Raw genomic sequence first — 25394 nt, 5'->3', positions numbered from 1 at the left:
GCCGGGGCGGCGCCCAGCGCGCCGCCCTTCGCCGTCCGGTGACCGGCCTGACCAAATCACCTTTCCTCGCGCGACCTCCACAACCATAGTGAGAGGAGGGCTCCGCTCGCCTTTTGGAGCCTGGGGGGAAGGGACACATGCGGAAAGTCGCCGTGACCGTCCTGATCGACGGTCTGTTCAAGAGCATGGCGGTCGCCGCCGTCGCGCTGCTCGTGGCCATGCCCGCCGCAGCCCAGACCGCGACCCCTTCCGCCGCCGAGACGCGCCTGTCCGACGCGGCCATCAGTCAGGTGCTGGCCCAGCGGGTCGATGTCGACAAGCAGGCCGCCGGCATGGTGGTCGGCATCATCGACGCCAAGGGCCCCCGCGTGATCGCCCGAGGCCTCTACGGCGCGGCCGACCCTCGTCCCGTCAACGGCCAGACCCTGTTCGAGATCGGCTCGGTGACCAAGGCCCTCACTGGCCTGCTGCTCGCCGACATGGTCAAGCGCGGCGAGGTCAGGCTCGACGAGCCCGTGGTCAAGCTCCTGCCGGCCGGCTCGGTCGTTCCCGAACGCAACGGCAAGGCCATAACCCTGATCGACCTGGCCACCCACACCTCGGGCCTGCCCCGGCTGGCGGACAACATGCCGATGGCCGATCCGCTCAATCCTTACGCCGACTATGGTCCCGACCTGCTCGACGCCTTCCTGCGGCGCTACAGCCTGACCCGCGACGTTGGCGCGGCCTACGAATATTCCAACCTGGGCGTCGGGCTGCTGGGCTGGGCCCTGGCCCAGCGCGCCGGCGGCGACTACGAGACGGTGCTGCGTGGGCGGGTGCTCGGCCCCCTGGGTATGTCGAGCACCGCGATCAAGCTCTCGCCGCCGCTAGCCGCCCGCTTCTCGCCGGGGCACACCGCCGACCTGTCGGTCACGCCGCACTGGGATTTGACGACCCTCGCCGGAGCCGGCGGCCTGCGGTCCTCGGCTGACGACCTGTTGAAGCTGCTGGCGGCCGAGCTCGGCTATGTCGACACGCCGCTGAAGGCGGCGATGGCCGAGCAGTTGGTTCCTCGGCGTCCGGTGGGCGGGAACGTGCAGGTGGCGCTGGGCTGGCATGTCGCCACGACGCCCGCGGGCGAGATCGTCAGCCATGGCGGCGGCACCATGGGCTTCCAGATTTTCGTCGGCTTCGATCGGACGAGCGGGCTGGGCGTGGTGGTGCTGAGCAACACCGCCAGCGTCATGGGCGTCGAGGACCTGGGCCTGCACCTGCTGACCGGCGCGCCGCTGAAGACCGCGCCCAAGGTCAAGGCCCGCGAGGCCACGACCTTGCCGCCGACCGTGCTGGACGGGTTGACCGGCCGCTACGCGCTGGGGCCCGGCGCCGTGTTGACCATCACCCGCGAGGGCCCGCGGATGTTCGGCCAGCTGACCGGCCAGCCCCGCATCGAGATATTCGCCGAGGGGCCGACGGCCTTCTTCACCAGGGTCGTGGACGCACAGCTGACCTTCACCGTCGGGGCGGACGGCCGGGCCAGCGCCGTGACCCTCCACCAGAACGGCCAGAACACGCTCGCGCCGCGCCTGGCCGACGGCGTCGAGCCGCCTGCCGCGCCGACGCCCAAGGCCGTCACCCTGTCGCCTCAGGCGCTGGACGCCCTGGTCGGCCGCTACGCCCTGGCTCCGGCGATGATCCTGACGGTGACGCGGCAGGACGGAAAGCTGTTCGCCCAGCTGACCGGCCAGCCGGCCTTCGAGGTCTTTCCGCAGAGCCCGACGGAGGTGAACTGGGCCGTGGTCCGCGCCCGCGCCGAGTTCGTGCTCGGCGCCGACGGCAAGGCGATCAGCCTGGTGCTGCACCAGAACGGACGCGCCCTGCCAGCGCCGCGCGTGCCCTAGCTAGAGGGTCACGCCAGACTTCCAGATGGCGATCTCGCGCTCGCCGTTGCGCTCGGCCTTGGTCTCCTGGCCCGAGGCCGTGGCCACCACCAGGTCGAGCAGCGAGTCGGCCGCCTGGTCCATGGTCTGGCCGTCCAGCACCACCCCGGCGTCGAAGTCGATCCACGAGGGCTTGCGGGCGGCGAGCGCGCTGTTCGACGCGATCTTCAGCGTCGGGGCAGGGAAGCCCAGCGGCGTGCCGCGACCGGTGGTGAACAGGATCACCGTGGCGCCGGCGGCGGTCAGCGCCGTCGACGACACCGCGTCGTTGCCCGGCGCCTCGAGCAAGGTCAGGCCATGCGGGCCCACCCGCTCGCCATAGCGCAGAACCTCGACCAGCGGCGCGCGGCCGCCCTTCTGCACCGCGCCCAGCGATTTCTCTTCCAGCGTGGTGATGCCGCCGGCGATGTTGCCGGGCGAGGGGTTCTCGTAGATGGGCTGGTGGTTGTCGATGAAGTAGCGCTTGAAGTCGTCGATAACCCGGGCGGCCTCGTCGAAAACCTCCCGGCTTGCAGCCCTCTGCAGCAGCACGTTCTCGGCCCCGAACACCTCGGGGATCTCGGTCAGCACCGGCGTGCCGCCGGCGGCGGCCACCTTGTCGGCGATGCGGCCGACCAGCGGGTTGGCCGTGACGCCCGAAAAGCCGTCCGAGCCGCCGCACTTCAGGCCCACCACCAGTTCGGAGATCGGCGCGGGCTCGCGCCGGTCCTTCTCGGCGATGGCGACCAGGGCCTCGATGGCCTCCAGGCCTTGCTCGTACTCGTCCTCGACGAACTGGGTGGTGAACGAGCGCAGGCGCTCGGCATCAAGGTCCGGCGCGCTTTCCAGCAGCGCCTTGAGCTGGTTGTTCTCGCAGCCCAGGCCCAGGATCAGCACGCCGCCGGCGTTGGGGTGGGCGGCCAGGCCCGCGATCAGCTGGCGGGTGTGGGAAAGATCGTCGCCCAGCTGCGAGCAGCCGAACGGGTGGGGGAAGGCGAAGACGCCGTCGACGCGGCCGGCGAAGCGGGCGTTGGCCTTCTCGGCGATGCGGCGGGCGGTGTTGGCCACGCAGCCGACGGTGCACAGCACCCAGATCTCGTTGCGGGTGCCCACGCGGCCGTTCTTGCGGCGATAGCCCAGGAAGCTGCGCTCGCCCACGACCTCGGTGTTGTCGATCGCGGCGGGCGCGTAGGCATAGCCCTCGACGCCCTCCAGGCGCGTCTCGACATTGTGGACGTGCACGTGGTCGCCGACGGCGATGTCGGCGCTGGCCCGGCCGATCGGCCAGCCGTACTTCAGGACGTCCTCGCCCTTGGCGGCGGCTCGGACGGCGATCTTGTGGCCCTTGGGAATGTCGCCGCGCACCAGGATGTGCTGGCCGTGCAGGTCGACGGTTTCACCGGCGACGAGGGGGCGCAGGGCGGTGGCGACGTGGTCGCGCGGATCGACGCCGTGGATCGATTCGCCGGGAAAGGTGGCCGTTTCGCTCATCTGGGGTCTTTGTCTTTGCGACTTTTTGTGTTGCCATCCGGTCCTAAGGGAGTGGAAACCGGTGTCAAGGGCTTCGCCAGCGCGCTTTTAGCCGCAGATTGGCTACGCTTTCGACGCTGGAGTATGACAAAAGAAAAGAACATCCGCCGCATGGAAACGCCGTGACCTCGTCCAAGACGCCCAACAAGTCCGCCGACGACTCGGATGTGAACGCCGCTCTGGAAAGCGGTCGACGCCGCGCCACCATCAACGACATCGCCCGCCTGGCGGGGGTCTCCAAGAAGACCGTGTCGCGGGTGATCAACCAGTCGCCCTTCGTGCGCGAAGAGACGCGCCAGCGGATCGAGGCGGTGATCGCCGAATGGGGCTACGCCCCCGATCCCCAGGCCCGCGGCCTGGCGTTCCGCCGCTCGTTCCTGATCGGCATGATCTACGACAACCCCAACCCGCAATACGTCGTGAACATGCAGCTGGGTCTGCTGGACGGCATGCGCGGCTCGGGCTTCGAGCTGGTGGTCCACCCGTGCGACCGCGGGAGCCCCACCTTCCTGCAGGACGTGCGGATGTTCATCGAGCGGCAGAAGCTGTTCGGCGTGGTCCTGCCGCCGTCGGTGTCGGAGGACGAGCGCGTCGCCGACCTGCTGCGCGACATCGGCTGCGAATACATCCGCATCGCCTCGGTCCCGCTGGACGAGGAAGAGCACATGATCGTCGGCCACGACCGGCTGGGCGCCCAGGCCATGGGCGAGCACCTGGTGTCGCTGGGACATGAGCGCATCGGCTTCATCACCGGTCTGCCCAGCTTCCGCTCGTCGCACGAGCGGCGAGGGGGCTTCGAGGACGCCCTGGCCAAGGCCGGCGTCAAGCTCGACCCCGACTATGTGGTGCAGGGCGCCTACACCTTCGAATCGGGCCTGGCCTGCGGCGAGGCGCTGCTGGCCAAGACCCCGCGCCCGACCGCCATCTTCGCCGGCAATGACGAAATGGCCGCCGGCGTGCTGCAGGCCGCCCGCCGCGCCGGCCTCACCGTGCCCGAAGATCTGACCGTGGTGGGCTTTGACGACTTCCAGATCGCCCAGGCCGTCTGGCCGCCGCTGACCACGATCCACATTCCGACGCGGGAGGTGGGCCGCATGGCCGCCGAGAAGCTGATCGCCCGCGAAGGCTACGAACCGGGAGATCCGTCCACGATCATCCCCTATCTGGTGGCGCGCGAGTCTTCCGCCACCCCGAAGAAAGTGTAGGGTGCGCGCCGCGCCCTGCACCTTGCACCGAACTTTGACACCGGTTACCAAGCGCCACGAAGCGGCCATCTAGCAGCCGCCGGCGAAGGGACGAGGAGACACGCCATGGCCCGGCCCCTGATTTTGCACGACGACCGCCTGTTCCCGGCCGATCCGACCGTCCGCGGCATCGCCCGTGAGCTCTACGCCACCGTCGCGGCCCTGCCGATCATCAGCCCGCACGGCCACACCGACCCGGCATGGTTCGCCACCAACGAGCCGTTTCGCGACGCCACCGACCTCTTGCTGGCGCCCGACCACTATGTCTTCCGCATGCTCTACAGCCAGGGCGTGGCGCTGGACGATCTGAAGGTTCCGCGCAAGTCCGGCGTGCCGGCCACCGACCCGCGCGCGGCCTGGAAGCTGTTCGCCAAGAACTTCCACCTGTTCCGCGGCACGCCGTCGTGGATCTGGCTGAATCACGTGTTCAGCAAGGTGTTCGGCTTCACCGAGTTCCTCGGCGAGGACAACGCCGACGCCTATTTCGACGGCATCAACGAGGCCCTGGCCACTGACGCCTTCCGCCCGCGCGCGCTGTTCGACCGCTTCAACATCGAGACCCTGGCCACCACCGAGGGCCCGCATGATCCGCTGAAGCACCACAAGGCGATCCGCGAGAGCGGCTGGGGCGGCCACGTGATCACCGCCTACCGCCCCGACGCAGTCATCGACTTCGAGGACGAGCGCGGCCCCCGCGCCTTCGAACGCTTCGCCGAGGTTTCTGGCCAGGATGTCTACAGCTGGAAAGGCTACCTCGAAGCCCACCGCCTCCGCCGCGCCGCCTTCATCGAGGCCGGCGCCACCTCGTCCGACCACGGCCACCCGACCGCCGCCACCGCCGACCTGAGCGACGCGGAGACGGAAAGCCTGTTCCAGAGCCTGGTGAAGGGCGACGTCACGCCGGAAAAGGCCGAGCTGTTCCGCGCCCAGATGCTGACCGAGATGGCCAAGATGAGCCTCGAGGACGGCCTGGTGATGCAGATTCACCCCGGCTCGCACCGCAACCACAATGTCGGCCTGCTGGAATCGCACGGCCGCGACAAGGGCGCCGACATTCCGGTCGGCACCGAGTACGTCCAGGCCCTGAAGCCGCTGCTGACGCGCCTGGGCAACGACAAGCGCCTGTCGATCATCCTGTTCACCCTGGACGAGACGACCTACAGTCGCGAACTGGCCCCGCTGGCCGGCCACTATCCCACGCTGAAGCTCGGCCCCTCCTGGTGGTTCCACGACAGCCCGGAAGGCATGATGCGCTTCCGCGAGCAGGTCACCGAGACCGCCGGCTTCTACAACACCGTCGGCTTCAACGACGACACCCGCGCCTTCCTGTCGATTCCCGCCCGCCACGATGTCGCCCGCCGGGTCGACAGCGCCTTCCTAGGCCGCATGGTGAGCGAACACCGCATGGATTTGGTGGAAGCTCAGGAGCTCATCGTAGACCTGACGTACAATCTGCCTAAGAAGGCCTACAAGCTCGATCAGCCGCGGCCTCTCCCGGCCCCGGCGCTCGCTGCCGAATAAGAACACCACTTCCGGAGTATTTCTCGATGTTCGCCAAGACCTACCACGCCACCCATCCGGACATGATGTTCGCCGTCAGCAACGACGACCTGCGCGATCGCTACCTGATGCAGGACCTCTTCGTCGAAGGCGAGATCGTCCTGAACTACAACCACGCCGAACGCTTCGTGATCGGCGGCGTCGTCGCCTCGACCGCCGTGAAGCTGCCCGACCAGACCGAGCCCGCCTCGGCCGCCGGCCACCCCTTCCTGGAGCGCCGCGAGCTGGGCGTGATCAACGTCGGCGAGACCACCGGCAAGATCACCGTCGACGGCGTCGTCTACGACATCGTTCCGCGTGACGGCCTCTACGTCACCATGGGCGCCAAAGACGTGACCTTCGAAGGTACGAACGGCGAAGCCGCCCGCTTCTACCTGGTCAGCCTGCCGGCCCACGCCTCGTTCGAAACCAAGAAGCTGGCCTTCGCCGACGCCATCCCGCTCGAGCGCGGCGCTCTCGAAACCAGCAACGAGCGCACCATCTACCAGTACATCGTCCCGACCACCTGCAAGTCGGCTCAGCTGCTGCTGGGCATGACCGTCCTGAAGCCGGGCAGCGTCTGGAACACCATGCCGCCCCACCTGCACGACCGTCGTTCGGAAGCCTACTTCTACTTCGGCCTGGGCGAGAACGACCGGGTGTTCCACTACATGGGCGAGCCGGACGAGATGCGTCACATCGTGATGGCCAACGAGGAAGCCGTCATGAGCCCGCCGTGGTCGATCCACATGGGTTCGGGCACCGCCAACTACACCTTCATCTGGGCGATGGGCGGCGAGAACCTCGACTACACCGACATGAACGTGCTGGACATCTGCCAGCTGAAGTAGGCGTAACATGCCTCCGACCTCGCTCCGGCCGTCATCCCGGCCGGAGCGAAGCGTAGAGCCGGGACCCAGAGCAGCCGCAGTGCGCCGGCCCCTGGGTCCCGGATCGGCCTTCGGCCGTCCGGGATGACGACACTTTGGGATTCAGGAAACTAAACACCATGGCCAATCCGTTCAGCCTCGAAGGCAAGGTCGCGCTCGTCACCGGCGCCAACACCGGCATCGGGCAGGGGATCGCCATCGCGCTCGCTCAGGCCGGCGCCGACATCGCCGCCGCGGGTCGCAGCGAACCGACCGAGACCAAGGCCGCCGTCGAGGCGCTGGGCCGCAAGTTCGTGTCGATCAAGGCCGACTTCTCGACCACCGAGCCCGTGCAGCGCGTGGTCGACGAAACCGTCGCCGCCTTCGGCAAGGTCGACATTCTCGTGAACAACGCCGGCATCATCCGCCGCGCCGACTCGATCGAATTCTCCGAGGCCGACTGGGACGCGGTGATCGACACCAACCTCAAGGTCGTCTTCTTCCTGACCCAGGCCTTCGCCAAGCAAGCCCTGGCGCAAGGGACCGGCGCCAAGGTGATCAACATCGCCTCCCTGCTGTCGTTCCAGGGCGGCATCCGCGTGCCCTCGTACACGGCCGCCAAGTCCGGCCTGGCCGGCCTGACCAAGATCCTGGCCAACGAGTGGGCGACCAAGGGCATCAACGTCAACGCCATCGCGCCGGGCTATTTCGACACCAACAACACCGAGGCCCTGCGCGCCGACGCCGACCGCAACGCCTCGATCCTGGCCCGCATCCCGGCTGGCCGCTGGGGGCGTCCGGAAGACCTGGGCGGCGCGGCGGTGTTCCTGGCTTCGCCGGCGGCCGACTACGTCCAGGGCGTGACCCTGCCGGTCGACGGCGGCTGGCTGGCGCGCTAAGGCTCCAGGCCTTCGGGCTATCCGAGCGTTCGATCCCCGCGAAGGCGACTTCGCGGGGATTTTTCGTTTCAAGAGCTCGATGGCGCCCGCCCACGCACAAAATGCGCGCCGCTGAACGATGGTAGCGCAACCATTGAATGGCCCGGCTTCCCCAAGGCGAAGAAGGGCGCTAGAGCCCGCAAGCTTGATAGTCGGAGCGTGACGGGCGCCAAACCGCTCACGCTTTTGGCTGTCACGCTCAAGCGTTCGACCGGGCCGGGCTGAACGCGAGAACCGTTAGATCAGTTCTTACAGTCCCTACGTCCACCGCTCTCCCTGGCGGTGGTGATGGAGCATGCGCATGCGCGACTCGGCCCTCTCCCTCGGCGCCAGCCGTCCCACCAGCCGCGACGTGCGGCAGAACGCCAACCTGCTGGGCGACCTCCTCATCGAGGCCATCGCCTACCTGGAAGGCGAGGACGCCGCCGGCCTGGTCAGCAAGGCCCGCAAGGCCGCCGCGCACGAGACCGAGGAAGGCGAAGCGCCGGGTCTGGACCACCTGTTCGCCGACCTGTCGAACGATCAGGCCGTGTTCCTGGCGCGGGCTTTCGCCAGCCACTCGCTGCTGGCCAACATCGGCGAGGACGTCGCCGGCCGCCGCCGCCACGCCGAGGCCGACGCCCGTCCCGGCGACGAGCGCGCCCGCACCCTGGTCGACGCCGTCGCGGCCCTGAAGGCCGAGGGCAAGACCGACGCCGAGCTCGCCAAGATCTTCGCCGCCATGAACGTGGTGCCGGTGCTGACCGCCCACCCTACCGAAGTGCGCCGCCGCAGCATGGTCGATCGCGAGACCGAGATCTCGCGCCTGATGACCCTGCGCCGCCATCATCTGCCGGCCGACCTGGAAGCCGACATCCGCGAGCGCCTGTTCCGCGAGATCGCCCTGATGTGGCGCACCCGCCTCTATCGTCCCGAGCGGATCACCGTGAAGGACGAGATCCGTAACGCCCTGTCGATCGTCCGCACCTCGATCCTTCCGGCCATGGTCGATCTCTACGAGGAATGGTCGGGCAAGATCGGCAGCCACGGCCACATCGCGCCGCTGCTGAAGATGGGCTCGTGGCTGGGCGGCGACCGCGACGGCCATCCCGGCGTCAACGGCGAGACCCTGAAGCTGGCCCTCTCTTCGCAGTCGCGGGTGATCCTCGACTGGTACGCCGGCGAGGTGCGCAAGCTGTGGTCGAACCTGGCCGTCTCGACCGCCTACACCCCGGTGTCGGACGAACTGCTGGCCCTGGCGTCCCAGGCCAAGGACCCGTCGGTGCACCGCCTGGACGAGCCCTACCGCCTGGCCCTGGAACTGATCTTCGACCGCCTCACGGCCGTGTCGCAGAAGCTGACCGGCCAGTGGGTGGCCTACGCCACCAGCCGCACCGACGTCGAGCCCTATGCTCACCCCGACGCCTTCGTCGCCGACCTGCAGATCATCATCGAGTCGCTGGAAGCCAACGGCGGCGAGCGCCTGGTCGGTTCGGCCCTGCGCACCCTGGTCGCCGTGGCCAAGGCCTGCGGCTTCCACCTGCTGAGCCTGGACCTGCGCCAGAACGCCGACGTCCACGAGCGCACCATCCACGAGCTTTACCAGCGCTCGGGCTCGGGCGTGCGCTATCTCGACCTCGACGAGGACGCTCGCTCCAAGCTGCTGATCGAGGAGCTGTCGCATCAGCGGCCCCTGGTCTCGCCGTTCACCGCCTATGGCGAGGAGACGGCCAAGGAACTGGCCACCATGGAGGCCGCGGCCCAGGCCGTGCGCGACTATGGCCACGCCTGCATCGGCGCCTACATCATCTCCAAGTCGGCCACCCTGTCGGACATCCTCGAGCCGCTGGTGCTGCTCAAGCAGGTCGGCCTGGTCTGGGGGGGCGCTGCGCCGCGCTCGTCGCTGAAGATCGCCCCGCTGTTCGAGACCATCGAGGACCTGGAGAACGGCCCGCGCGTGCTGCGCCAGTGGCTGGAGCTGCCGATCAGCCGCACCATCCTGGGCGACCGGCCGGTGCAGGAGATCATGCTCGGCTACTCAGACAGCAACAAGGACGGCGGCTATGTCGCCAGCCGTCGGGGCGTGGCGCGCGGCGCCTCGGCCCTGGCGTTCGAGGCCGACCGCATGGGCGTGGGCATCCAGCTGTTCCACGGCCGCGGCGGCAGCGTCGGGCGGGGCGGGGGGCCGGCCGCCGAGGCCGTGCTGGCCCAGCCGGCCGGCACCGTCCAGGGCCGCATCCGCATGACCGAGCAGGGCGAGATGATCGCCCGCCGCTTCGGCGACCAGCCGACCGCCCGCCGCAACCTCGACGGCCTGGCCGCCGCCGTGGTCCAGTCCAGCCAGCGCGACGCCCTGCGCCCCGATCCCAAGGTCGAGGCGGCGATGACCGCCCTGGCCCAGGCCTCGTTCGAGGGCTACCGCGCGCTCGTCTACGACGACCCGGCGTTCGAGGACTTCTTCTGGTCGGCCACCCCGATCGGCGAGATCGTCGGCCTGAACATCGGCAGCCGTCCGGCCAGCCGCACCGCCAGCCGCAAGATCGAGGATCTGCGCGCCATCCCGTGGGTGTTTTCCTGGTCTCAGGCCCGCTTCATGCTGCCGGGCTGGTACGGCTTCGCCGCGGGCGTCGAGCGCGCGGGCCTGTCGACGGGCCAACTTCAGGATCTGGCCGGCGGCTTCGACTTCTTCGCCTCGCTGCTGTCGAACATGGAGCTGGCCCTGGCCCAGAGCCACATGGGCATCGCCGCCCGCTACGTGGCCCTGTCGCCCGACCAGGACAACGCCCAGCGGATCTTCGAGACCATCAAGCGCGAGCACGACAAGGCCACCGAGATCGCCCTGGCCATCCGCGGCGGCGCCAGCCTGCTCGACAACCAGCCGGAGCTGGCCGAGTCGGTGGCCCTGGCCGGCCACTCGGTCGACCCTTTGAACCACCTGCAGCTGGAGCTTCTGGCCCGCCGTCGCGGCGGCGAGCAGGCCGAGGACGTGCGCCTGGCCATCCAGCTGACCGTGGCCGGCATCGCGGCGGGCCTGCGCAACACCGGCTGATCGGAGCAGGGCGCGCCGATGCTTATTCGGCGCGCCCGAAAAAACGCCAACGGTCCACGAGCGACGTTTTCTACAGGCTTGCTCAAATGCCGAAACTGCGCTTATCTGTCTATGACACCGGTGACAAAACGAGCCGAGCTCTTCTTGCTACCGGTGTCACGACGTTTTGGGTCGGCTCCCCCGGCCCGGCGTCCTGCGGCTCTTTGAGTTCGCTCCTGCGCAAACTTTCCCAGGGCGTCGAGCTTTAGCTCGACGCCCTTCATTTTACCTTGGAGTGCGCGTCGAGCTTTAGCTCGGCGTCCTTTATTTTACCTTGGGGTGTGCGCCGGGCCTTGGATCGGCGCCCTTTATTTCGCCGGGGGCAGGGGGCTCGCGGAAAGTGACGCGGCGGCAGCCACGCCCTGTGGCGCAAGTCGCGCGCGCGGGCTAAGGGATCGCCCGAACAGATCTTCCACGCGCGGCGCGCCACGGCGGCGCCTCGCGCAAGAACGGCCCTTTCCGGGAGGAGTACGAGAATGCTGAAGAACCGTATGGCGGTGCTGCAGGCCCTTGAGACCCAAGGCGTGGTGCCGGTGTTCTACCACCCGGACGTCGAGATCTGTAAGAACGTCATCCAGGCCTGCGCCGACGGCGGCGCGCCCTGCATCGAATTCACCAACCGCGGCGACTTCGCCGCCAACGTCTTCTACGAAGTCACCAAGCACTTCGCCTCGGCCGATCCGCGCGTGATTATGGGCGTCGGCTCGATCGTCGATGCGCCGACCGCCGGCCTCTACATCGCCAACGGCGCCAAGTTCATGGTCAGCCCGATCGTCAACGCCGACGTGGCCAAGCTGTGCAACCGCCGCATGATCCCCTACAGCCCCGGCTGCGGCTCGGCGACCGAGATCTCCTACGCCCAGGAGCTGGGCTGCGAGATCGTCAAGGTGTTCCCCGGCTCGTCGGTCGGCGGCCCGGACTTCATCAAGGCCGTGATGGGCCCGATGCCCTGGACCAAGATCATGCCGACGGGCGGCGTCGATCCGGACGAGGCCTCGATCAGGAAGTGGTTCGGCGCCGGCATCGTCGCCGCCGGCATGGGCTCCAAGCTGATCACCCAGGAAGCCCTCGACGCCAAGGACTACGCCGGCATCTCCAAGAAGGTGCGTGAGACGGTCGACCTGATCGCCAAGGTGCGTGGCAAGGCCTGATGAGCGATCCGATCCTTAAGCTTCGCCCGGCGTCCGAGACCCGCTGGGACTGCGCGGCCCTCGGCGAGGTGATGCTGAGGCTCGATCCCGGCGACGGGCGGGTGCGCAACGCCCGCCAGTTCCAGGTCTGGGAAGGCGGCGGCGAGTACAACTTCGCCCGCGGCATGAGCAAGTGCTGGGGCAAGCGCGCCACCGTCGCCACGGCCCTGCCCGACAGCGATCTCGGCTGGCTGGTCCAGGACCTGATCGGCCAGGGTGGCGTGGACATGAGCCACGTGGTCTGGCGCGAGTTCGACGGCCTGGGCCGCAACACTCGGGTCGGCCTGAACTTCACCGAGCGCGGCTTCGGCGTGCGGCCGGCCCTGGGCGTCTCCGACCGCGCCAACTCGGCCGCCTCGCAATTGCGCCCCGGCGAGATCGACTGGGAGCGGCTGTTCGGCGAGGAGGGCGTGCGCTGGTTCCACACCGGCGGCGTGTTCACGGCCCTGGCCAGCAACACCGCCGAGGTGGTGCTGGAGGCCCTTGAGGTCGCCAGGAAGCACGGCGTCATCGTCAGCTTCGACCAGAACTACCGCGCCTCGCTGTGGAAGGACCGCGGCGGCCTCGACGCCGCTCAGGCCCTGAACCGCAAGATCGCCGCCATGACCGACGTGATGATCGGCAACGATCATGACTTCGTGGTGTGCCTGGGGATGGAGATCGACGGCCTGGTGAAGGGGCTCCCGCCCACCGACCCGGCCAACTTCAAGACCCTGGCCCCGCAGGCGGTGAAGGCCTTCCCGAACCTGAAGGTCCTGGCCACCACCCTGCGGGCCGTGCGCTCGGCCAGCGTCAACGACTTCGGCGCCATCCTGTGGGCAGACGGGGCCTTCTACGAGGCCCCGATGCGCGATGGCCTGGCCATCTACGACCGCATCGGCGGCGGCGACGGCTTCGCCTCGGGCCTGGCCTACGCCCTGATGGAGAACCTGGGACCGCAAGCCGCCGTCGACTACGGCGCGGCCCACGCGGCCCTGGCCATGACCACCCCGGGCGACACCTCGATGGTGCGGCTCAAGGAGGTCGAGGCGCTTGTGAAGGGCGCTGGGGCTCGGGTTATCAGATAACCCTCTCCCGGAGGGGAGAGGGAGGGGCCCGCGCCGCAGGCGTGGGAGGGGGAGGGGTTACGGTGCGGGCCGTCGTGCCGGCACGCCGTCTCCGGTCCCTAACCCCTCATCCGACGGCCTTCGGCCGCCACCTTCTCCCTCCAGGGAGAAGGGCAAAGAAAAAGCCCCGGTCCTGCGCCGGGGCTTTTCCATTTCTACGGTGTTTGAAGCCTATTTCGCCGCGCTCGCCGCGCTCGCCGCCGGCCCGTACAGCATGCCGTTGAACAGGAACTTGAACGTCCCGTACGACTGCGCCCGCTGGGTGATTTCCGGGCCCATGACGAACAGCTTGCCCTTGCCCACGTCGACGTCGAGGATCGCCGTGGTGTCCTTCAGGCGCTCCTGGCCGACGGCCCAGCCGCTGCGCAGCGGCTTGTCGCTGTCGAACCACGAGACCTTCGACACGCCCTTGGCGTCCGACTTCAGGGTGAAGGTCGGCGAGCGGTCGTAGAAGATGTCCACGTCCGCCGGGATGCCGTAGGCCAACGGCTGGGTGACGTCGACCTTGGCCCGCAGCACCGAGCCGGGGATGTAGAGCTCCTTGGTCGACAGGCCCACCAGCTTGCCGTTCTCGGTCTTGGCCGTTGCCACCTCGACCGGCGCGCCGAAGGCGGTGGCCAGGCGGGTGGAGGCGCCGATGGCGATCACCGTGCCGCCGTTCTCGGCGAAGGCCTTGAGCTGCGGGATGGTGGTCTCGTCGGTCACCGTGCCGAGCCAGCCGTGGTACTCGGCCGGAATGTCCTCGGCCTTGGGCTGCGGATAGCCGCGGCCGGCGCGGAACGGACCGCCGGGCGTGGCCGGCACGACGCCGTCGGCGAACACCAGAACGTCGAAGTCCTTGGCCAGGTTGCCGGCGTCCAGACGCTGCGGGTAGACCACCTGGAAGGGCGCCTCGAACTTTTCGAACATCCAGCGGTTCCAGCCCGAGGGCATCGAGCCGCCATAGACGTCCACGAGGCCCACGCGGATCGGCTTCAGAGGCAGGGCCGAGCCGCCCGGCTTGGAACCGACCGCCCAGGCGTCGATGCCCAGGTCCTTGACGCCGGCGTCGATCACGCTGGCGGCGGCGGGCGAGTAGGGGACCCAGATGGCGCCGGCGGCGAAGCTCTGCTTGCCGACCTTGGCTCCGTCCTTCAGCCACGAGACCTGGGCGCCGGCCTTCAGCAGCCGGTTGGTCAGGGTGAAGGCGTTGTTGGGCGCGTGGTCGATCAGCCAGCCGGCCTTGCCCGTGCCCTTCACGGCGCCCGGCTTGACCGCGATCAGGTCGGGCACGCGCTGGAACGGCCCGTCGAAGCCGTCGAGGACACGGTCGAACTTCACGCCCGTCTGGTAGGCCAGGGTATAGCCGGTGACGTCGTAGGGGGCCTTGGGCGGACCGCCCGGATACTCGGCGTCGTGCGGGTGGTCCTGCGGCTCGAACATGTCGAGGATGTGCGGGCGATAGGCCTGGGCGGTCTTCAGCACGTAGGAGCCGGCCGGATAGGTCTTGCCGGCCACGGTGAAGGGCTTGGTCGCCTCGTCGACGTCGACGCCGGCCTTGATCAGGGCGTTCAGGAACGCCACCACGGTCGGCTTGTCGGCCTGATCGGCGGTCAGGATGTAGCCGCGCGGATCACGCTTCTCCGGAGCCTGCAGGATGGTCTTGTAGAGCGAGGGGTCCACCGAGGCCGAGGTCGGCGAGCCGGTGACGCGGCCCTCGAACTTCACCTTGGCGCCGGCGGCCTTCAGGTCGTCGATCTCGGTCGGGGTGATCGTCCAGCTGTCCTTGCTGCCCTTGGCGATCGAATTGCTGGCCATCTTCCAGATGTTGAACAGCATGCGCTCGCGGTTGCGCGAGGCATAGTCCATGACCGCGCGGTCCAGGCTCCACTGGTACTCGACCGTCTGGGCCAGATGCCAGGTCTGCGGCGGGGCCGGCATGGTGCGGTCGCCGTTGGGCAGCTGAACGTCCGGCACCAGGTTCAGCGGCATCGGCGTCGGCGAGCCGGTGATCTCGGTCAGCAGGCCCACGGCGTTGTGGAAGTAGGCGATGGAGCGTTCCATGCCGTTGTGCCAGGTCGAGTAGGGCGCGGCGCTGCGGGCGCCCGAGCCCGGCTTGTCCTCGGCCACCAGGCGGCTGTGCATGGCCATGCCGACTTCCTGCAGCGAGGTCATGACCAGCGGGTCGTAGTTGTAGTTGAACGGATCGCGGAACGGCGGGACGAACACCACCATGCCGTTCGGGGCCGGCTGGTGCTGGTTGTAGATGATCTGCGGATACCAGTCGCGGAACAGCACCTTGTTGACGTTGGTGGTTTCCGACATCTGCGACATGAAGCTGTCGCGGTTGTTATCGTGTCCGACGTACTTCTGGTACAGGCGCGGGATCGAGTTGTACTCGCGCTTCTGCGGATCGGCGTTGCGCATGTACCAGTCCGAGACCAGCTCCATGCCATCGGGATTGTCGTGGCCGAACAGCACGATGACGTCGTCGAGGATGCGCAGCGTCTCGGGATCGGTCTTGGTCAGCATCCGGTAAAGCACCTGGATCTGGCCCTGCGAGGTCACCGTCTCGGTGGCGTGCATGCCCGCGTCGATCCAGACCACGGCCTTGCCCATGGCGGCCAGCTTCTCGGCCTCCTCCTTGCCGACTTCACCCTTGGCCAGCTTGCGGGCGACGGCCTTGTATTCGTCGAGCTTGGCCAGGTTGGCCGGCGAGGAGACGATGGCCATCCACTGGGTGCGGCCTTCCTCGGACTTGCCGATATCGACCAGCTTCATGCGGTCCGACTGGCCGGCCAGGGTCTTCAGATAGGCCTCGTAGGCGGTGTAGTCGGCCAGGAAGTAGTCGCTGCCCGGATCCTGGGCGAAGGCCTTGGCGGGCGGGGTGATCTCGCCGGCAAAGGCCGACATTCCGCCGAAACTCATCACCAGCGCCAGGGCGGCCCCGGCCATCGCTACGTGTCGCGTCATCGCACTCCCCATCCACCAAAGCGGGGCGTGCTTTTTCGCCGGCCCCCTAAGCTTGACGCAGGCGGAGCACGAAACCGCAAGTTGGGCCACCATCGACGGAAAAATAGTTCGCGGACGGGATGCTTGCTCCGCGCGACCGGATGCGGCATCAGCACGCTGCACAACGGATCCGGCCTGGCCGGATGGCTACCCCGGGCGCCGATCCCTCGGGAAACCTTCGCGGCGCGATCGCGCGCCGCCCACCACGCAAGACAGATCCCCATGAGCTTCCTCGCCAAGACGCGCCAGCAATGGCTCGCCAATCCTGGCCGCGACCTGCTGGCCGGCACGGTCGTCGCCCTGGCCCTGATCCCCGAGGCCCTGGCCTTTGCGTTCATCGCCGGGGTCGACCCGGCCGTGACGCTCTACGCCTCGTTCGTGATCGCCATGACCATCGCCTTCGTCGGCGGCCGGCCGGCGATGATCTCGGCGGCCACCGGGGCCATGTCGCTGCTGATGGGCGGCCTCGTGCGCGACCACGGCATCGAGTACCTGTTCGCCGCCAGCCTGCTGACCGGCGTGATCCAGATCGTCATCGGCCTGCTGCGGCTGGGCCGCTACGTGAAGTTCGTTTCGCGCTCGGTGATGAGCGGCTTCGTCAACTCGCTGGCCATCCTGATCTTCATGGCCCAGATGCCCCAGCTGATCGGCGGCAACTGGCAGACCTTCGCCCTGGTGGGAGCGGGCCTTGCGATCATCTATCTGTTCCCGCGTCTGACCAGGGCGGTTCCTTCGTCGCTGGTGGCGATCCTGGCGCTCAGCGCCGTGGCCATCGCCCTGAACCTGCCCGTGCGCACCGTCGGCGACATGGGCCAGCTGCCTACCACCCTTCCGCACTTCCACCTGCCGGCCGTGCCCCTGAGCCTGGAGACCCTGAAGATCATCGCCCCGGTCTCGCTGACCCTGGCCGTCGTGGGCCTGCTGGAAAGCCTGCTGACCGCCAACCTGCTCGACGACCTGACCGACAGCCCGTCCGACAAGGACCGCGAGACCCGCGGCCAGGGCATCGCCAATATCGTCTCGCCGCTGCTGGGCGGCATGGCCGGCTGCGCCCTGATCGGCCAGTCGATCATCAACGTGAAGTCCGGCGGCCGCTCGCGCCTGTCGACTTTCTGGGCGGGCCTCTTCCTGCTGATCCTGATCCTGGTGTTGCGCGACTGGGTGGCGAAGATCCCGATGGCCGCCCTGGTGGCGGTGATGATCATGGTCGCCTTCACGACCTTCGACTGGAACTCGGTACGCAAGCTGCGCTCCACGCCCCTGCAGTCGACCATCGTCATGCTGGCCACCACCGTGACGGTGCTGATCACCCACGACCTGGCCAAGGGCGTCGTGCTGGGCGTGCTGCTCAGCGTGCTGTTCTTCGCCCGCAAGGTGGGCAAGATGATCGTCGTGAGGGAGCGTGACGACAGCAGCGCGGCCGCCCGTCGCTATGTGGTCGAGGGCCAGCTGTTCTTCGTTTCGGCCGAGCTGTTCGCCGCCGGCTTCGAATTCCACGGCCATCCCGCGAGCGTCGAGATCGACATGACCGCCGTGCGCCTGTGGGACGTCACCGCCGTCGGCGCGCTCGACAAGGTGGTGCTGCGCTATCGCCGCCAGGGGGCGGCGGTGGAGGTCGTGGGGCTGGACGAGGCGGGAGAAGCGCTGGTGACCAGGCTGGGCGCGCACTGACGCCCCGCACCCTCATCCTGAGGCGCCCGCTCAGCGGGCCTCGAAGGACGCACCGTCTCACCCCTGCGACAGGCTGAGCACATTGCCGTCGGGATCGGCGAACCACGCGACCCTGGCCGCGCCGCCTGGCGCGGTCCAGATCCCCAGGGCGTCCTGGCCGAAGCCCTCGTAGATCGTGAAGACCACGCCGCGCTTGGTCAGCGCCTTCACGCCGGCCTCGATGTCGTAGACGTGCCAGCCGAACACGGGATGGGCGTCGGCCTTGTGCCCGGGCAGGGCGGTCAGGCGGATCAGCGCGCCTTCGAGAGCGAGAAAGTCGCCGAACGGATCGGAGCCCCGCACTTCGAGAGCCAGCGTCCCGACATAGAAGTCGAGCGCGCGCTGGCGGTCGCTGACATGGACGAAGGCGACGGGCGTTCCGGAGACGACGGACATGACCTGCTCCCAAGGCGGGTTTCGCCGCGAGCTTGGCTCAAGCCTTGGTCTTACGCCACCGCGTAGTCGCGCATCTGCATCGGGCTGCTCTGGCTGATCGGCAGGGTGAAGCTGACCGTGGTGCCGTCGCCGGGCGTCGAGACCATCTCCAGCGCGCCGTCGTGCATCTCGACCAGCGACTTGGTCAGCGCCAGGCCCAGGCCCGTGCCTTGCGTGGTCTTGGAGTGCTGGCTTTCCACCTGCTCGAACGGACGGGCCAGGCGCGCCAGGTCCTCGGCGGCGATGCCGATGCCGGTGTCGGTCACCGACACCTTCACGCGCTCGCCCAGCGGGTCGCGGCGGATCTCGGCGCGCACGGTGACGCGGCCCTGGCGGGGGGTGAACTTGATGGCGTTGCTCAAGAGGTTCAGCAGCACCTGCTTGACCGCGCGATAGTCGGCCTCGATCTCGGGCAGGGGCGGGAAGTCGACCTCCAGCTTCAGGCCCGCGGCCTCGGCGCGGTTGCGCACCAGACGCACGGCGTCCTCGGTGACGTCTTCCAGGTGCAGGGGCTCGAACTTCAGGGCCATCTTGCCGGCCTCGATCTTCGACATGTCGAGGATGTCGTTGATCAGCGCCAGCAGGTGCTGGCCGGAATTGTGGATGTCGAGGCTGTAGCCCTTGTAGCGCTGGTCGCCCAGCGGGCCGAACATCTCGTTCATCATGATCTCGGAGAAGCCGTTGATGGCGTTCAGCGGCGTGCGCAGCTCGTGGCTCATATTGGCCAGGAACTCGCTCTTGGCCTTGTTGGCGCCCTCGGCCTTGACCTTCTCCATCTCGTACTTGCGGGCCAGCTCGGCCAGCTGCTCCTGGCTGCGCTCCAGGCCGGCGACGGCGTTCTGCAACTGCTCCTCGTTGCGGCGGCGAGCCTCTTCCTGGGTCTTGATGGCGGTGATGTCGGCGGCGGTCATGACGAGGCCGCCCTCGGCCGTGCGCCGCTCGCTGATCTGGATCCAGCGGCCGTCGTTCAACTCGGCCTCGCGCACGCCCTTGGCGCCGGTCGGGTCGGGGATGTCCTGGCGGATGGCCAGGGCCGCGAAGCGGTTGACCTCGGCGCGGGCCGCGCCGGGCTTCAGCAGCTTGGGCTCCAGCGAGAAGACGTTGCGGTAGTTGCGGTTGCACATCAGCAGCCGGCCCTGGCGGTCCCAGAGCACGAAGGCCTCCGACACGCTCTCGATGGCGTCGCGCAGGCGGTTCTCGGCGGCCTGGGCGCGGGCCTGGGCCAGGCGCTCCTCGGTGACGTCCAGCGCCACGCCGATGATCCGCGAATAGCCGTCCTCGCCGGGCTTGCCGAAGCCCTGGCCGCGCGCGTCGACCCAGATCGAGCGGCCGCCGTGCTCGCGGGCGGGAATGCGGAACGACACGTCGAAGGCGCCGAACTGGGCGGCGTTGGCCAGCGCCTGGCGCACCCGGTCGCGGTGGTCGGCCGAGATCCGCTCGACCAGGTCCTGGCCGGGCGCGACGCCGCCGCCGCCCCAGCCGAACATCGCGCCGGTGACGTCGGACATGTAGACCTCGTCCGAGCGCAGGTCCCATTCCCAGATGCCGCAGCGAGCGGCCTCGACGGCCAGGCGGAAGCGCTGCTCGCTGTCGATGAACTCGCGCTGGGCGGCCTCGGCGCGGCGGCTCTGCAGCATCAGGATCAGGGCCAGCGCGATGCCGGCGGCCAGCGGGATCAGGAGCGACAGCGCCCCTTCCATCAGCCGGCGGTCGACATTGGCGACGGTGTGGCTGGGCGTGCTGACGGCGGCGATCAGCGCGCCCTGGGCCAGGGGCTCGAAGGCGACGTCCAGGCTCGAGCCGTCGACGCCGCGACCGGTGAGGGCGGCCGCGCCTCCCTGCAGATCCTCGACGGAAAGGGTATAGGCCTGGCTCAGGCTCGCGGCGCCCTGCACGGCGCGGCCGGCGCCGACCAGCAGCCCGCCGTCGGCCAGGAACAGGGCCACCGAGCGCTCCTTGCCCGGCTCGCCCAGCAGGCGGGTGGGATCGCCGGCTGCGATGACGTAGCCGCGGCCGGCGCTGGTCTGGGCGGCCATGGCCACGTAGAGGCGGCCGCTGCGGCCCACGCCCCCGACCCAGACGCTGCGGCCCGAGGCGGCGGCGGCCTTGGCGGCCAGGCGCCAGTCGGCCGAGGCGTCGCGGCCGGCGACGGCCAGCACTTCGGTGTTGGTGGAGACGGCGATGGCCATGGCCTCGCCGCCGGCGGCGCGCAGGGCGGTCTCGGCCGCGTCCATGGCCGAGGTCGGGTCGCGTTCCAGCAGGTCGGCGGCGGCCGACAGGCCCGCGCGCTGCGCCGCCAGGTTGGTCTCGACCTTGCCCGAAAGGATCTGGGCCTGGGCGGCCAGCGCCGCGCCGCCGGGCGGCGCCGACGCCTCCTTCTGCAGCTTGTGGGCGCCCAGCGCGGTGTAGACGGCCAGCAGCAGAAGGGCGGCCAGGATGACGATGCGGACATAGGCCTGCGACGACCGGGCGGCGCGCATGCGGGCCACGCCCGCAGCCGAAAGTCCGGCCTTCGCCGGCCTCCCGGGTTTCGCCCCACCCATTCGCAACGCCGATTGCTCCGCAGCACCCCAGGGCCGGTCCGACATGGACGGGCCCGATTCAGTAGGCGAGTCAGTTCGCCGACTATGGTGAATCTACCGTACCCGTTCGGTCGCCGTCACCCGGGGGAGAGGCGAATAAGCGGGGGATGAGCGCTTTGGTCGCAACCGTTGCGCGGAGGAATCACCCCAGGCTCGCCGCCTGAGGGAACCTCCCCCGGTGGGGCCGCCTCCCCAGAGGGCGGAGGTTCTCTACTCCAGCGCCCGAGACGCAAGCTCCAGCACGTTCTTCGACAGCCCCGGCGCGGCCTTGATGCGCTCCAGTTCGCGGCGCATCAGCTCGCCCAGCGCCGGAACGTAGCGGCGCCAGCTTCCCAGCGGCTCGACCAGGCGGGCGGCGGTCATCGGGTTGAAGCCGTCGACGGCCAGGATCTGGTCGGCCAGGAAGCGGTAGCCGGCGCCGCTCGGATCATGGAACCGCGCCGAGTTGGCGCTGGCGAAGCCCTGCACCAGGGCTCGGAAGCGGTTGGGGTTGCCGGCGTCGAAGTCCTCGTGTTCGGTCAGGGCCAGGATGCGCTTGAGCGCGTCTTCCGACGGATCGCGGGCCTGCACCGAGAACCACTTGTCCAGCACCAGCGGCTCGTGCCGCCACTTGGCGTGGAAGGCCGAAAGAGCCGTCTCGCAGGGCTCGCCGCCTACGGCCAGCAGGGCCGACAGGCCGCCCATGGCGTCGGTCAGGGCCGCGGCGGCCTCGAAGTGGCCGACGATGCGCTGCACGTTCTCGGCATGCGGATCGGCGCTCAGCAGGTCGACGCAGGCGTTGCGCAGCGCCCGGCGGCCAGCCGAGGCCGCGTCCGGCGAGAACTCGCCGTCGCCCTGCATGGCGCCGTGGATGCGGGCCAGTTGCTCGCCAAGGTGCACAGCGATGCGGGCGCGCAACAGGCCGCGCGCGGCGTGGATGGCGGCCGGGTCCGCCGGATCGACGGCCAGGGCCAGGTCGCCTTCGCTGGGCAGGGCCAGGAGCAGCGCCTTGAAGGCCGGATCGGCGGCTTCGTCGTCCAGCGCGCGGCCCAGGGCCTCGGCGTAGCGTTCCTCGCCCACCTCGTCGGGCGCGCCGGCGGCGCGGGCCAGGATCAGCCCGCGCGCCAGGGTCTGGCCGGCTTCCCAGCGGTTGAAGAGGTCCGGATCGGCGGCGAACTGCACATAGGCGTCGGCCGGCCGGGCGTCGGTCGTCAGGGTAACCGGGGCCGAGAAGCCGCGCAGGGCCGAGATCACCGGCGTTTCCGCCACGCCCTCCCAGCGCACCGTCAGGCTCTCGCCCTCCAGCAGCACCACCTCGCTGTCGCGGATCGCCCGGCCGTCCTGCGCGAGCAGGCCGATGGTGACCGGGATCGGCAGGGCCTTCTTCACCGGCTGGCCGCTGGTCGGGGCGGTCTTCTGGGTCAGGGTTATCGACAGCGTCCTGGCGGCCGCGTCATAGGCGTGGGTCAGCGAAACCGCCGGCGTGCCGGCCTGTTCGTACCAGGCGAAGAAGCTGGTCAGGTCGCGGCCCGAGGCCTCCGCAAAGCAGGCGATGAAGGCCTCGACCGTGGTCGCTTCGCCGTCGTGGCGGTCGAAATAGAGATCAAGGCCGGCCCGGAACGCGTCAGCGCCCAGGATGGTCTTCAGCATGCGGATGATCTCGGCGCCCTTCTCGTAGATGGTCGCGGTGTAGAAGTTGTCGATCTTCAGATAGCTCGACGGCCGCACGGCGTGGGCCAGGGGACCGGCGTCCTCGGCGAATTGCCGGGCGCGCAGGGCCTTGACGTCCTTGATACGCTGCACGGCCGCTCCGCGCATGTCGGCGGAAAAGCTCTGGTCGCGGAAGACCGTCAGGCCCTCCTTCAGGCACAGCTGGAACCAGTCGCGGCAGGTGATGCGGTTGCCGGTCCAGTTGTGGAAATATTCGTGGGCGACCACGCTTTCGATGCGCTCGTAGTCGAAGTCGGTCGCCGTCTCCGGCTCGGCCAGCAGGAGCGAGGAGTTGAAGATGTTCAGCCCCTTGTTCTCCATGGCCCCGAAGTTGAAGTCGCGAACGGCGACGATCATGAAGAGGTCGAGGTCGTATTCGCGGCCGAAGGCCTCCTCGTCCCACTTCATGGAGCGCTTGAGCGCGTCCAGCGCATAGGCCGCGCGCGAGGCCTGGCCCGGATCGACGAACACCTTCAGCGCCACGGTGCGGCCGCTCATGGTGACGAAGCTGTCCTCCAGCACGTCCAGCCGCCCGGCCACCAGGGCGAACAGATAGGCGGGCTTGGGGAAGGGATCGTTCCAGACGGCGAAGTGGCGACCGCCCTCGAGCTGGCCGGCCTCCATCAGGTTGCCGTTGCTCAGCAGGTGCTCGAACGCCCGGTCGGCCTCGATCCGCACGGTGTAGCGGGAGAGCACGTCGGGCCGGTCGGGGAAGAAGGTGATGGTGCGGAAGCCCTCGGCCTCGCACTGGGTGCAGAACCGGCCGCCCGACATGTAGAGGCCCATCAGGGCCTTGTTGGCCGACGGATCGATCTCGACCTCGGTCGTCAGCTCGAAGGCGTCGGGAACTTCGGCGATGACCAGCCGCTCGTCGTCCAGCACGTACTGGTCGGCGCTCAGCGCCCGACCGTCGATGGCGACCGACTTCAGGTGCAGCCGCTCGCCGTTCAGCGCCAGGGCCTCGCCATCCGCGCCAGTGCGCCGCACCTTGAGCGTGGCTGTGACCCGCGTCGCGGACGGCTCCAGTTGGAACGACAGGTGCGTCGTCTCGATCTCGAACGGGAACGGGCGATAGTCGGAGAGCCGGATCGGCTGGGGCGTTTCGGTGCGCATTACCGCAATGTAGTCGCCCGCCGGGGCCGGGGCGAGGGCTTGAGGCGGATCAATGTGAGGGTGCGCGAGCGGGCGCATCACCCCTGGCGACGCCTCGATGCGTCGCACTCCAAGGGGATTAAGACATGACCGCCCGCCGCCTCGCCCTCATCGCCGGCCTGACGCTGGCCGCCGCCGCCACGGGCGCGCATGCCCAGGAGGCCTTCACGCCCGCGGCCAGGGGGACCTGGCAGGTCAACCTGCGCGCCACCAGCGTCTCGCCCGACGCGGGCGACCCGATCGTCACTGCGGCCGGCGCGGCCTCGGGCCTGAAGGCCGACGTCAAGGACGACGTCATGCCGACCCTGGGCGTCACCTACTTCATCACCGACAGGCTGGCCGTCGAGGTGATCGCCGGCACGACCCAGCACACCGTCAAGGCCGAGGGCCCTGGGACCGACGTCGTCGTCCACAAGACCTGGGTGCTGCCGCCGGTGGTCTCGGCCCAGTACCACTTCGCGCCCAAGGCCCGCTTCAACCCCTATGTGGGCGCGGGGCTGAACTACATGATCTTCTACAGCGGCAAGGACAAGAACGGCTTCACCGTCGATCTCGACGACGGCTTCGGCTACGCCCTGCAGGCGGGCGCCGACATCGCCGTGAAGGGGCCCTACGTCGTCAATGTCGACGTCAAGAAGGTGTGGTTCGAGACCGACGCCAAGATCAACGGCGGCGCGCTGAAGTCCAAGGTGAACCTGGATCCGATGGTGGTTTCGGTCGGCGTGGGCCGGCGGTTCTGATGACGCGCTCCCTCCCCCTTGATGGGGGAGGGGAGAAGGAGCCTACCCGTCGACGCTTCCGCTCGCCGCCGGGGTCTCGTTCAGCTCCCGCTCGATGGCCGCGGCCTTCTGGGCCAGGGCCAGCAGGGCGGGGGGCGCGTCCTCCGGATGGTCGCCGACCAGCGTCATGATCTCGCGCGACAGGGCGTGCAGGCGCGGAGCGGCGGCGATCAGCCTGGCCTGGAACTCGATCTTGCGCGGGTCGCGGTCGTACTCGGCCCCCGGCGTGCGCCAGCCGCCCCAGTCGTTGGGATCGGTGACCACCACCGGATAGGTGCCGGGGAAGGGGTGGTGCAGGCAGTCGCTTTCCTGCTGCCACTTGTTGCGGGCCCGCAGCACCCGCCAGTTGGACAGCACGCCGCCCTCCTGCGGGTCCATCCGGTCTTCCGGCTTCAGCTCGTGAGCCAGGAACTCGCGGCCCAGGCCCACGTCATAGGTCACCCGCACCGGCTCGTCGAAGCCCTTGGCCCAGATGGGCACGATCTTCTCGATCGTGGCCCAGGCGCCGACGCTCTCGACCCACACCTTCTGGTTCCGCTGGAAGACGGTCTTGGCCATGGGATTTCGATCGGCTCCAAATACTGGGCGGTCATAAGAACCTGAAATTCTTGACGCCGGGTCAATCTTTCCACGCACGTAAACGTGGTTCATCGTCGTTTCCAACGGCCGTCG

16 protein-coding genes and 1 other annotated feature are annotated in these 25394 nt (G+C 68.9%); of the genes, 10 read left to right on the top strand and 6 right to left on the bottom strand.

Annotated features, from left to right (window positions below; all coding sequences use genetic code 11):
* The first annotated feature begins 137 nt into the window (after positions 1-137).
* Complete coding sequence (locus DDF67_RS15220; RefSeq protein WP_233247667.1) at positions 138-1883, top strand: serine hydrolase; 1746 nt, start codon at positions 138-140, stop codon at positions 1881-1883.
* Here the strand turns inward: DDF67_RS15220 and DDF67_RS15215 are convergent, their stop codons facing one another.
* Entirely contained in the window at positions 1884-3392 is a 1509-nt protein-coding gene (locus DDF67_RS15215) for a UxaA family hydrolase (protein ID WP_109101713.1), read from the bottom strand. It abuts the gene before it with no gap.
* A gap of 161 nt (positions 3393-3553) precedes the next feature.
* On the opposite strand from DDF67_RS15215, the gene DDF67_RS15210 reads away from it, so the two are divergent.
* The 7 genes from DDF67_RS15210 to DDF67_RS15175 all read left to right on the top strand — a co-directional run bounded on the left by DDF67_RS15210 (position 3554) and on the right by DDF67_RS15175 (position 13345).
* The gene (locus tag DDF67_RS15210; RefSeq protein ID WP_109101712.1) at positions 3554-4636 is read left to right on the top strand and encodes a LacI family DNA-binding transcriptional regulator; all 1083 of its coding nucleotides are present in this window, start codon (positions 3554-3556) and stop codon (positions 4634-4636) included.
* A 105-nt stretch (positions 4637-4741) separates the two neighbouring features.
* Positions 4742-6196 carry a glucuronate isomerase gene (gene uxaC / locus DDF67_RS15205; RefSeq protein WP_109101711.1) on the top strand — a complete coding sequence of 485 codons (1455 nt, stop codon included), beginning with the start codon at positions 4742-4744 and terminating at the stop codon, positions 6194-6196.
* Between the two features lie 26 nt (positions 6197-6222).
* A complete protein-coding gene (kduI, locus tag DDF67_RS15200) occupies positions 6223-7065 on the top strand; it encodes a 5-dehydro-4-deoxy-D-glucuronate isomerase (protein WP_109101710.1) in 843 nt (280 codons plus the stop codon).
* 158 nt (positions 7066-7223) lie between these two features.
* The gene (gene kduD / locus DDF67_RS15190) at positions 7224-7982 is read left to right on the top strand and encodes a 2-dehydro-3-deoxy-D-gluconate 5-dehydrogenase KduD (protein ID WP_109101709.1); all 759 of its coding nucleotides are present in this window, start codon (positions 7224-7226) and stop codon (positions 7980-7982) included.
* 340 nt (positions 7983-8322) lie between these two features.
* Positions 8323-11049, top strand: a complete 2727-nt coding sequence (gene ppc, locus DDF67_RS15185) for a phosphoenolpyruvate carboxylase (protein ID WP_109101708.1) — start codon at positions 8323-8325, stop codon at positions 11047-11049.
* A 515-nt stretch (positions 11050-11564) separates the two neighbouring features.
* Complete coding sequence (locus DDF67_RS15180; RefSeq protein ID WP_109101707.1) at positions 11565-12239, top strand: bifunctional 4-hydroxy-2-oxoglutarate aldolase/2-dehydro-3-deoxy-phosphogluconate aldolase; 675 nt, start codon at positions 11565-11567, stop codon at positions 12237-12239.
* The gene (locus DDF67_RS15175) at positions 12239-13345 is read left to right on the top strand and encodes a sugar kinase (protein ID WP_109101706.1); all 1107 of its coding nucleotides are present in this window, start codon (positions 12239-12241) and stop codon (positions 13343-13345) included. Before DDF67_RS15180 ends, DDF67_RS15175 begins: the two co-directional genes overlap by 1 nt.
* 210 nt (positions 13346-13555) lie before the next feature.
* Here the strand turns inward: DDF67_RS15175 and DDF67_RS15170 are convergent, their stop codons facing one another.
* Complete coding sequence (locus DDF67_RS15170) at positions 13556-16429, bottom strand: M14 family metallopeptidase (protein ID WP_408608611.1); 2874 nt, start codon at positions 16427-16429, stop codon at positions 13556-13558.
* 69 nt (positions 16430-16498) lie between these two features.
* Positions 16499-16552 (top strand) — a sequence feature (sul1 is cis-regulatory element that is thought to sense ions involved in sulfur or methionine metabolism; They are found in Alphaproteobacteria).
* Positions 16553-16597: 45 nt separating this feature from the next.
* Here DDF67_RS15170 and DDF67_RS15165 point away from each other — a divergent pair.
* Positions 16598-18046: a SulP family inorganic anion transporter gene (locus DDF67_RS15165; protein ID WP_109101704.1), complete on the top strand. Its 1449-nt coding sequence runs from the start codon at positions 16598-16600 to the stop codon at positions 18044-18046.
* A 57-nt stretch (positions 18047-18103) separates the two neighbouring features.
* On the opposite strand, the gene DDF67_RS15160 is transcribed toward DDF67_RS15165, so the two are convergent.
* From DDF67_RS15160 to pepN, 3 genes are all read right to left on the bottom strand, one after another.
* Entirely contained in the window at positions 18104-18481 is a 378-nt protein-coding gene (locus DDF67_RS15160) for a VOC family protein (RefSeq protein WP_109101703.1), read from the bottom strand.
* Positions 18482-18531: 50 nt separating this feature from the next.
* Entirely contained in the window at positions 18532-21063 is a 2532-nt protein-coding gene (gene pleC / locus DDF67_RS15155; RefSeq protein WP_109101702.1) for a cell cycle histidine kinase PleC, read from the bottom strand.
* 249 nt (positions 21064-21312) lie between these two features.
* Positions 21313-23904, bottom strand: coding sequence for an aminopeptidase N (gene pepN / locus DDF67_RS15150; protein ID WP_109101701.1), 2592 nt, complete (start codon positions 23902-23904; stop codon positions 21313-21315).
* 125 nt (positions 23905-24029) lie between these two features.
* Between pepN and DDF67_RS15145 the strand changes: the two genes are divergently transcribed.
* Positions 24030-24683, top strand: a complete 654-nt coding sequence (locus DDF67_RS15145; RefSeq protein ID WP_109101700.1) for an OmpW/AlkL family protein — start codon at positions 24030-24032, stop codon at positions 24681-24683.
* 42 nt (positions 24684-24725) lie between these two features.
* Here DDF67_RS15145 and DDF67_RS15140 read toward each other — a convergent pair whose 3' ends face one another.
* Positions 24726-25280, bottom strand: a complete 555-nt coding sequence (locus tag DDF67_RS15140; RefSeq protein ID WP_109101699.1) for a hypothetical protein — start codon at positions 25278-25280, stop codon at positions 24726-24728.
* Positions 25281-25394: the final 114 nt, after the last annotated feature.

The sequence above is a fragment of the Caulobacter endophyticus genome (genome assembly GCF_003116815.1).
Taxonomy (GTDB): Bacteria; Pseudomonadota; Alphaproteobacteria; order Caulobacterales; family Caulobacteraceae; genus Caulobacter; species Caulobacter endophyticus.
This window is presented reverse-complemented; position numbering and strand designations above follow the sequence as displayed.